The 9,627-nt window shown below is 48.4% G+C and carries 8 protein-coding genes; 4 read left to right on the top strand and 4 right to left on the bottom strand.

All coding sequences use genetic code 11. The annotated features are described in order from the left end of the window. Nucleotides 1–806 precede the first annotated feature (806 nt). Nucleotides 807–1,586 (bottom strand): photosystem II electron transport protein, Sll1252 family, encoded by a 780-nt coding sequence (locus H6F80_RS03765; protein ID WP_190790273.1) that lies wholly within the window; start codon nucleotides 1,584–1,586, stop codon nucleotides 807–809. Between the two features lie 182 nt (nucleotides 1,587–1,768). Between H6F80_RS03765 and H6F80_RS03760 the strand changes: the two genes are divergently transcribed. Further along, nucleotides 1,769–2,722: an NAD-dependent epimerase/dehydratase family protein gene (locus H6F80_RS03760; RefSeq protein ID WP_190790272.1), complete on the top strand. Its 954-nt coding sequence runs from the start codon at nucleotides 1,769–1,771 to the stop codon at nucleotides 2,720–2,722. Nucleotides 2,723–2,954: 232 nt separating this feature from the next. Here the strand turns inward: H6F80_RS03760 and H6F80_RS03755 are convergent, their stop codons facing one another. Then, entirely contained in the window at nucleotides 2,955–3,308 is a 354-nt protein-coding gene (locus tag H6F80_RS03755; RefSeq protein ID WP_199296356.1) for a bleomycin resistance protein, read from the bottom strand. A 242-nt stretch (nucleotides 3,309–3,550) separates the two neighbouring features. Then, complete coding sequence (locus H6F80_RS03750; protein WP_190790270.1) at nucleotides 3,551–4,489, bottom strand: manganese catalase; 939 nt, start codon at nucleotides 4,487–4,489, stop codon at nucleotides 3,551–3,553. A gap of 558 nt (nucleotides 4,490–5,047) precedes the next feature. On the opposite strand from H6F80_RS03750, the gene H6F80_RS03745 reads away from it, so the two are divergent. Together H6F80_RS03745 and H6F80_RS03740 are read left to right on the top strand one after the other, a co-directional pair. Then, nucleotides 5,048–5,389 carry a thermonuclease family protein gene (locus tag H6F80_RS03745; protein WP_190790269.1) on the top strand — a complete coding sequence of 114 codons (342 nt, stop codon included), beginning with the start codon at nucleotides 5,048–5,050 and terminating at the stop codon, nucleotides 5,387–5,389. A gap of 284 nt (nucleotides 5,390–5,673) precedes the next feature. Continuing rightward, nucleotides 5,674–6,372 carry a GAF domain-containing protein gene (locus H6F80_RS03740; protein ID WP_190790268.1) on the top strand — a complete coding sequence of 233 codons (699 nt, stop codon included), beginning with the start codon at nucleotides 5,674–5,676 and terminating at the stop codon, nucleotides 6,370–6,372. 295 nt (nucleotides 6,373–6,667) lie between these two features. Here H6F80_RS03740 and H6F80_RS03735 read toward each other — a convergent pair whose 3' ends face one another. Continuing rightward, a complete protein-coding gene (locus tag H6F80_RS03735; protein ID WP_199296355.1) occupies nucleotides 6,668–6,874 on the bottom strand; it encodes a hypothetical protein in 207 nt (68 codons plus the stop codon). A 247-nt stretch (nucleotides 6,875–7,121) separates the two neighbouring features. Between H6F80_RS03735 and H6F80_RS03730 the strand changes: the two genes are divergently transcribed. Next, on the top strand, nucleotides 7,122–9,434 hold the full coding sequence (locus H6F80_RS03730) for an ATP-binding protein (RefSeq protein WP_190790267.1): 2,313 nt from the start codon (nucleotides 7,122–7,124) through the stop codon (nucleotides 9,432–9,434). The last annotated feature ends 193 nt before the right edge of the window (nucleotides 9,435–9,627 follow it).

The raw sequence follows: 9,627 nt of genomic DNA, 5'->3' as shown, positions 1-9,627 counted from the left end.
GTCGCCTTAGCTCGTTCGCTTTGGCCTCGCTCCCTCCACCGCTTTATCAATATAACTAACCTACCTCCTCACTGTCAACCCACACCCCTCAAAATTCTTGGGAAATTGCTGAGACGGTAATTGGAGCGATTAGATCTATGTACAGATACGTGTACAGACCTGAAAGCGGGTGGATGCCAAGTGGTTTCCTACACTTTGTCAGCTTGTCAAGCAGAGCAGAAATGCGCCCAAATTGGTAACGTTTTTGGGTCAATCCTTTGGGTTAACACTCTGTTGCAAATTGGTTTAGTCAATCTCGTAGCTTTACTCAAATAATCGCCCTCCTACACGAGATTCTATAAGCTGAATCTTCGATCGCAAGAGCCGTCGTGACCTTTAACGAACCAGGCTGGGATCAGAAATGCTGAAGGTTGTGGTTTTAGGGTACTTAAGCATTGCCTCGTCATAGTCTACCCTGATGAATTTGTAGATCTCGGACAGCAGAATCGGTTGAGTCTAGAAATGCTCTGATCTCCGAAATGTGGCCGACGGAATGTTCAAACTCTGTCCGTTAGGCAATTTGGGGCTGATGACTCGACATAAGCCGCAGTAACGTTATCCCTGAACGCTCAGACTCTACAAAAAATAGGCTCTTTTACAGCTTTGGTGAAACCTTCATTCAGCCTGAGCCTTGGCAAGTCTTGCAACTGAGCTTGAGCAACCCCGCTCACCTGATATCTCAGCACACTCTATCTTTAAGGAGAAATAATTCGATCGCCTCAAGGTCGGAACAGCTTCGTATCCCCGTTGCTCTGCCGTAGCCAGGGTTACACTAAACGAGTTAACTGCACCCGGTAACGATCCTTCTTTGTGACAGCCACTTCTCCGACTTCAAGCCGTCCCTTGCCACGAATGGCAACCAGATCGCCCGGCTTCAGCGTATGACTCGACTGAGTAATCTCCTTCCAGTTCACTCGCACGTCACCTGCGGTAATCAAATCCGCCATTTTGCTGCGCGACATTCCAAAACCTGCTGAAGCGATCGCGTCAAGGCGCATCGAAGCTTCTACCGTGGTCATCTCTTTCTTCTTGGGTGGCTGAACCTTGAGTTCACTCAAGTCAATGCGGCGCGTCTTCACTGGAACCGATCGCACCTGAGTCAGATTGATTTCTAGAAAATCTGTAAGTTCAGGCACAACGATTGCCTGTGCCCCCCGCTCCCCCAGCACAATTAAGTCACCCACTTTTTCCCGCACAAGACCTGTGCCTAAAAGCGCCCCCAAAAAATCCCGATGGCTGGCGGGGTCGAACAAAAAATTTCCGGCAATTTCCAGAGCAGCTAGCTCGACCTGAGACCGATCCAACGGCAAATCCGATCGGGCAATGGCAACACGCTGTCGTTCTGCCTGCGGATAGCCTCCCCATGTGAGAAACTGCACATCGACTAAACGAGAAAACATTTGCTGTACTTCTGCCAGTTCGGGCGGTGATAGGAAATCGGTGCAGACGACTTCCCAGGTCTTGATTGCGACTTCTGCCTGGTCAATCACGCGAACCGCCGTTTCTCGATTTTCAATTCCTTTGAGTAGATCTTCCCGTGGCAGCATATTTTCTTCAGCACTCGGATTTTTATTCTAGCGGGTGGGGGTCGGGCAGTGCGTGAGCCAATCGAGAGATGAATTTTTTTGAGCAGGGCATGGTTAGATGACAAGGAGCGGCACATGATGATGAGATTGCCGTCTTGTCGTTCAGGTGGTCTTTGTGTTCATTCTTCATCTTGTTTTTTCGCATGGTCAAACGCATTTTTGTTACGGGCGCAAGCGGCTGCATTGGTCACTATCTAGCGGAAGCACTGATTCAGCAAACGCCGCACGATTTGTTTTTTCTGGTGCGCGATGTGAGCAAGCTGAAGTTTGACTATAACGCTCGTCCTGGCATCACCCTGGTCGAGGGCGATATGCGCGAGATCGATCGCTTGGGTGACTTGTTGAAGACGATCGACTGTGCGATTCTCGCAGCAACTTCCTGGGGCGGTGCAGGCGAAGTATTTGACGTGAATGTGACCAAAACGCTGCGGTTGATGAGTCTGCTCGACCCCGGCCGCTGTCAGCAGGTGCTTTATTTTTCGACAGCAAGTATTCTCGATCGTCAGAATCAGCCTTTGAAGCAGGCAGGCGAAATCGGCACAGACTATATCCGATCGAAATACAACTGCTACAGTCAGCTCTCGAAACTGTCGATCGCTCCTAAGATTACCACTCTATTTCCAACGCTTGTGTTTGGCGGCGATGAGAAAAAGCCCCTGTCCCACCTGACTTCTGGAATTCGGGAAGTGCTGCGCTGGGCAGGCTTGATTCGCTTTTTTAAGGCAGACGCAGGCTTTCACTTTCTCCATGCCAGGGATATCGCTCAGGTGGCGGTACATCTGGTAGATCATCCTTTAGAAGTGGGACGATCGCACGATGTGGTGTTGGGCAATGAGGCAATGACAGTCAATCAGGCAGTCAAAGAAGTTTGCGACTATTTGCATCAGCCGATCTTGTTTAGAATTCCGCTCTCGATCGGGCTTGCCAATTTTCTGATTGCGGTCTTTCGGATTCAGATGGAAGCATGGGATCGGTTCTGCTTGCAGTATCGCCACTTCACCTACACTAATCCGGTCAGTCCCTTAACGTTTGGCTTGCCTACCTACTGTGGGACGCTAGCAGATGTGCTGAATGTGAGCGGCGTTCCGCCCCGCTAGGACCGTCCTGGTAAAGCTACGGATGGCGATTTGATAGCAATGAAAATTTAGGAGTTGGCTTTGTTCAAATCGGGCAAGGCCTGACTGCCAAAGGCTTTTTGACTGCGCTGGACGACAATTTGCAAAGTGTGGGAGCCAAATTTGCTATCGTCACAATCATAATGCTGGATGAAATTTTGCCCGATGCCCTGACCGAGTTTCTACTAAGCACCTTGACTGATTAATCCAGCAACTAAGCAGCTATAACTTGCCCAATTTTAATCAGGTTTCCATCTAAATCAACCAGATAAAACTCTCGCATTCCCCAGGGCTGATTTGCGATCTTGCCGAGTCTGGGAATTCCCTCAAAGGGTAAGGATTGTATTTGAAACTCACGGAACAGTGAATCCACATCCCTCACCCGCAGATAGCATCCTGCATAAGATTCGGCTGGAATAATCTCAGCAAATCGAAAAAAATGAAGCTCGATCGTCTCACGAGAAACAATCGAGTAGTCTAAATCCTGAGCATTGGGGTCGGAAGACGCTTGAAACCCTAATTTCTGATAAAAAGCAATCGTCCTGCTTAAATCACGAGAAGGAAGCATTGGAATTGCAACATTGCATAACATAGCGTTTGCTTCCCACAAAGTTTGCATTGCATAAAATTTGCTGGCGTTGCCAATTGAAAATTATATCTGCTATCTGCATTTAGCAACGCCTTTCCGCAATGCCTACTTCAGTAATTTTTGAGGGGCATCATCTCCCTAAAGAACAAATTCGATTGTAGAGAAAACAGCTACTTTCGAGGTTCTGAAGAATTAGAAATGCCCCTTTTAGCAAATCACGACTATTCGCCCTTTGTGAGGCTATCCACTGCATCTACCGCGCTGTCTACAATGTTTTTCAACCCGTTATCGCTGGTTTTCATCATCGCAGGCGTTTTGGGCGTTGCATGGAGTTTGGGCTTGGGTTGCGGCGGCTCAACTTCTTCTGCAAGCGGCTGCGGATTTGCCACGTACTTAAATTCTCCTTTGCCATCGATCGATTGACCTTTTGCCCATCGTCCTTCGGCACTGTCAGTTCCATCGGAATGGTTCCAGAATTCATAAGCGTGTTCCCGCTGCCCGTATTCGTGTGCGATTTTGGGGACAACGGTTTCTTCAAAGCCATCGCTCTTCAGTTCTTCGATCGCTGCAAGCCATTGATTCTGGTGCATCGTATCACGGGCAATCATAAAGCTCAGGTGATCGCGCACGCCTTTGTCATTGGTCATTTCATACAGGCGAACCGTCTGCATCAAACCTTGAGATTCGGCGTGGAGATTAGAGCGGAAGTCTGCCAGTAGGTTACCGCTTGCCGTGATAAAGCGACCATTCCAGGGGAAGCCAACGCTATCCGCAGGCATCGCGCCTTGACCAGACACAATCTCGTGCTGAGGGTTCATTGATGCAACAATTACATCTCTAGGATTTGATCCTCCCATTACCGCACCTACAACCGGATCTTTTACCCCTTCTTCTTGCATTTCGACAGGGGCTTTATCAAGCAGAAATGCAACCATTGTGGCAAGCATTTCAACGTGACCGATTTCCTCAGTTCCAGTATCGAGCAGTAGATCTTTATATTTTGCAGGTCCGCGACAGTTCCAGCCCTGGAAAAGATACTGCATCATAACAGTCATCTCGCCCATCGATCCACCAATGAGTTCCTGCAACTTCTTGGCGTAAATCGGATCGGGACGTTCTGGTTTGGTAAAGTACTGCAAACGCTTGGTGTGTAGAAACATGGTAACTTCCTTGACGTAGTTAATTACTTTCTGTCTAAAACAAAAGGCATTCCTCAAAACTGAGCGTAATGAGATGAATGAGGAATGCTTATTTTCCTAAGCAGCTTGCAAATTTTTGTGTAGAGCATAAGTTGCTCGTGGAATAAATCCTGTTCAAACTGCTAAAAAATTTGCCTCACTGGCTACTGTTCTAAAGATTTAAGAAAACAGTATGATCAACCTATAGAAATACAAATAAGAATTTGAATCGATCTTATGACCAGCGGAGTATTGAAATAGTTTTATCTAAAATCTGAGCTTTGCTTACCCTCTGTCAATAGTTCACTATTTGATTGCCTAACAGAAGTAAATGAAAGCCAAAATTAATGTGAGCTGTAGAAAAAGCAGCAGGATAGAAGAGCCTAGAATGTCTACACAAAACCCTTCTGCAAAAGCTTAGGGAGATTGAAGATATTTTGCTGCCAAACTCACAGCAATCAAGAAACTTTAACTCCTGCCCAGTCCCCCACATCCCAAGGCGAAGTTGCTCAAGTCGTGAATGTTCATGATGGAGACACGATGCGCATACTCCGGGACGGGAAAGAAGAACGAATCCGGCTCTGTGGCATTGATGCGCCCGAACTCAAACAGCAACTGAGAGAGGCAAGCCGGAACAATCTGCAATCACTGGCGAAGCGATCGAACAATCAAGCCAGGCTGACTGTGGTGGATGTCGATCGCTATGGTCAAGAAGTCGCAGAGGTTTTCAGTGTTAGCAGAACGGTTCTAAACGTCGAGCATATCAGAGCGGCAATGACTATCTGTACAGGCAGTATGCTTCTAACTGCCCTCACAAAGCTCAAATGGAGCAGGCAGAAACAGCAGTCAAAGCAGTCAAAGCAGGGAATCTGGAATATCTAAATGCCCTCAAGCCCTGGGAATATCGCAAAAAGCAACGGCAGTGAGGCGATTGCCCCGATGCCATCAATAAAACAGCCCTCGCTCATTCAGGTAGGGGCTTTGTTGTAGCCGTTTTTTAACTCTGAACTGAATCCCGGCAGCTTGAGCTTGAGAAGAAGGATGTCTGCCACGATCGGTGATAAACCCAAACTTAAGTTTTCTTTTTATTACGCTCTAAACACAACAAATAGTCCTCGAGAAACTTCAGCTTAAATGGAGGTAAGAAGCATCACAAGGGCAAAGCCATGGCAGTGCCAATCCCAAGCAATGAAGCTGAAAGGCTAGAGGCGTTACGGCAGTATCGAATCTTAGATACTGACCCTGAAGCAGGACTTGACGATATTACTCATCTCGCCTCATTTATTTGTGGAACACCGATCGCGTTGCTGGTCATGCTCGATCAGCATCGGCAGTGGTTCAAATCAAAAGTTGGGTTGGCTGTCTCGGAAACGCCCCGCGAGCAAGCCTTTTGTTCCTACGCGATTTTGGGACAAGATCCGATGGTGGTTGAAGATGCACATGCTGACGAGCGGTTTGCAGACAATCCTTTAGTGACGGCAGATCCTTACATTCGCTTCTACGCAGGTGCGCCACTGATCAATCCAGAGGGGCAAGCCTTAGGCACCCTTTGTGTAATCGATCAAAAAACTCGAAAACTCAACCTAGATCAGCTTTCTGCCCTACAAGCCCTCGCTCGGCAAGTCGTTTCTCTGTTGGAATTGCGTCGTGTTTCTGCTGCCTTAGCAGAAGCTGTCGAAAATGTTCACGCCTTGCGTGGATTGTTGCCCATTTGCGCTTGGTGTAAGAATATTCGGAATGATGAGGGGTACTGGCATCGTGTCGAAGATTACATTAAGCAGCTTTCCCACGCTGAACTGACCCATGGCATTTGCCCAGATTGCACGAAAAAGCATTTCCCGGACGTACCCGACCTGGTCAAGTGAATCGTTAGAACAAACATCAAGCTTTCTCTTCAGTGGCTGTCTATACCGTGGCTGTTGCGCCTGTTGTTGGAAGGCTTCGATCAGCAAGAATTCCCTTTCCAGTGACTGTTATAGCAGAAGCAGCACAGCAGTCAAAGTAGAAAGTATGGCAGGATTCAAGCCTCATCCATCAGCTCGTGCAGAGTTTACGCAACCTGGACTGTTGCATCAAAATTGAAATAATTCTTTGAAGTCGGGCTGAAGGAGCTTTGCAATTACTTCTTGACACCGATACTTAGCAACAAAACTCCCTTTTTCAAGCAATCTCCTGAATCAAACGAGATTCAGCAATATCGCGAATTAAGGAGACATTCGCAGTGAGATAGTCATCCAGTGCCCGCACTTCTTCACCATTCAGCAAAATTTTCTGAGAGACACGCTGCAGCAGGAGCTTGACCAATATTGCATCTGAAAGAGCGACTAGATCATGGGGCAAAGCTTCTTCGGCAACAGCCCATGTCATTCGCAATATCGAGGGGCTAACCAGCATCACTTAAACTCCTTCTGAGATATTTAAGATTTTCTTTAGATTTTATGCTAGCAGCATTCATCTGCTCTTTAGAATTGCTTAACAATTTAATATTCTCTTTAGGATTGCTCTAGTTTACTTAACATAATGCAACACCCTGCTACAATTCAGAGAAAGTTATGGTTAGAACGCCATAAAGCTACAGTTCTGATAAAGTCACAGTTCTTCTCATTGCCCTGCCATGAATGGGTTTGAACCCCATAACACCCCTGGTCTTCCTCCAGGCAGTTTCCCTTCCGAACCTGTCCATTTCGCAGGCTCAATCCAGCCCTTTGGCATTCTGTTTGTGTTGAGCAATCCTGAACTGGTTGTGCTGCAAGTTAGCGCGAATACTGAGGATTATTTCGGCGTTTCGCCCGAAAATTTGCTCGGTCAGTCGATCGGTGTCCTGCTCGATGAGGTTGCGATCGCCACAATTCAACAGGGAGTAAAGCAGGCGAGCCGCTACAGCAAGGCAGCCCTTCACCTTTGGAGAGGCACGCAGTGTTTCAACAGCACTGTATACGCAACTGCCACCGTAATCATTCTGGAGGTAGAACCAGCACACGCCCAACCCCATCTGAATGCCTTACAGCTCCAAACGCAGGTGAATCAGACGATCGCCCAACTGCGCCGCCTCCCCGATCTGGCTGAATTTCTGCAAGCCGCAGCCGTAGAGATTCGTGTGCTCACAGGGTTCGATCGCGTCATGATTTATCGCTTTGATGCTCAGGGCGCGGGGGCAGTGATTGCAGAAGCAAAGCGAGAAGACTTAGCTCCTTATCTGGAACTGCACTACCCGGCAACCGATATTCCAGAACCCGTGCGAGAACTTTATCGACGCGGACTGCTACGCTACATTCCCGATCTCAATACCCGACCGATCGCGTTAATTCCCGCAGAGAATCCAGTCACCCAGCAACCGACCGACCTGCAACGCGCAATTCTGCGAAGTGTTGACCCCTGCTGCGTGGAATATCACCAGAATATGGATGTCGCTGCCATTCTGGTCGCCGCACTGAACCAGGGCGAAACCCTATGGGGACTCATTTCCTGTCATCACCAAACGCCAAAAACAATCAGTTACGAAATGCGGGAAAGCTGCGAACTGCTGGCGCAACTAATTGCATCCGAACTGGCAAACAAAGTCAATACCGAAGAACTCAACTATCTGACAAAGCTGCGATCGTTGCAGTCCGACTTTCTCCAATCAATTTCCCAGGCGAATGATCTGAAACAAGCCCTGATCAATCCTGCTCCTCGCCTGCTGGACTTGGTTAATGCTGAGGGGGTAGCAGTGTGCCTGGAAGATGAAATTACCCTAGTTGGAACCACTCCCACGCTAGAACAGGTTCGCGCCCTGCTTCAGTGGGCAGAAATACAGCTTCCCCGGTTCAACGCCCCGCTATTTCACACCGATTCACTGCCTAAGCTTTATGCTGCCGCCGAGCCATTCAAGGACAGTGCCAGCGGAGTGCTTTTGCTGCAAATTTCCCAGGTGCGACGCTACACAATAATTTGGTTTCGCCAAGAAGTGCTGCAAACAGTCAACTGGGCAGGCGATCCGAACGCTGCTTTGAACGTTGCAGAAAACGGCAGCATCACCCTTAGTCCGCGCAAATCGTTCGAGCGATGGCAGGAAGTCGTGCGGTTCACCTCGTTGCCCTGGAAAACCTGCGAATTAGAGAACGCGATCGATCTGAGAAGTGCGATCGTCGGCGTTGTCCTTAAAAAAGCAGACGAGTTAGCCAAAGTGAACCGGGAGCTAGAAAACAGCATTCGCGAGCTAGATTCCTTTGCTTATGCGGCTTCACATGACCTGAAAGAACCGCTGCGCGGCATTCATAACTACTCTAACCTGCTGCTGAAAGGCTACTCCGATATTCTGGACGAGTCCGGCAAGGCGCGGCTGCGAACCCTGACCCGCCTAACCCGCCGCATGGAGTCACTGATCGATGCACTGCTGAAGTTCTCCCGGCTGGGACAAACCGAACTCTATCTTCAGCCCACGGATCTCAACTCAATCCTGCATCAAGTTATTGAAGAACTGCGCCTCAGTCGCCCCGACCTGCAAACCGAATTTCGGATTCCGCGTCCGCTCCCGACCTTCCACTGTGACTCCATCCTGATTCAGGAAGTCCTGATGAACCTGGTCAGCAACGCTGTCAAATACAATGACAAGCCTCATCAGTGGGTCGAGATCGGCTTTATTGAAGCAGACAGAACACAGAAAATCATAAACAAAACCCTCTTCTCCCCATCTCCTCACCCCCTCACCTCCTCATTCCCTCACCCCCTCATCTTTTACGTCCGCGACAACGGCATTGGCATCCGCGATCGCCATCTCAACAGCGTCTTTCGACTGTTTAAGCGACTCCATGAGCAGCACTTGTATGGCGGAGGAACAGGGGCAGGATTGACGATCGCTAAAAAAATCATTGAGCGTCACGGTGGGCAAATTTGGATCGAGTCCTGCTACGGCGAAGACTCAACGTTTTATTTCACTTTGAATTAATCAAACCAAGAATTAATTGAACCAAACGCCCAGAGGCAGATCCAGATGTCAGCCTGAGTAGGTAGGATTAAAATATTAAGTTTTTGCAAGATATCTGAACTTGCTGTATAGCTTTACGGATACACGTTCGAACAATGGTTGAAGGCAGCATCGACACAATCGCGAAAGCTATCAAATTCATCCCAGCGTTGAC

Source organism: Leptolyngbya sp. FACHB-711 (assembly GCF_014695615.1).
Taxonomy (GTDB): Bacteria; Cyanobacteriota; Cyanobacteriia; order Elainellales; family Elainellaceae; genus Leptolyngbya_A.
Note: the sequence above shows the minus strand (reverse complement) of the source record. Positions and strands in the feature narration are given on the sequence as shown.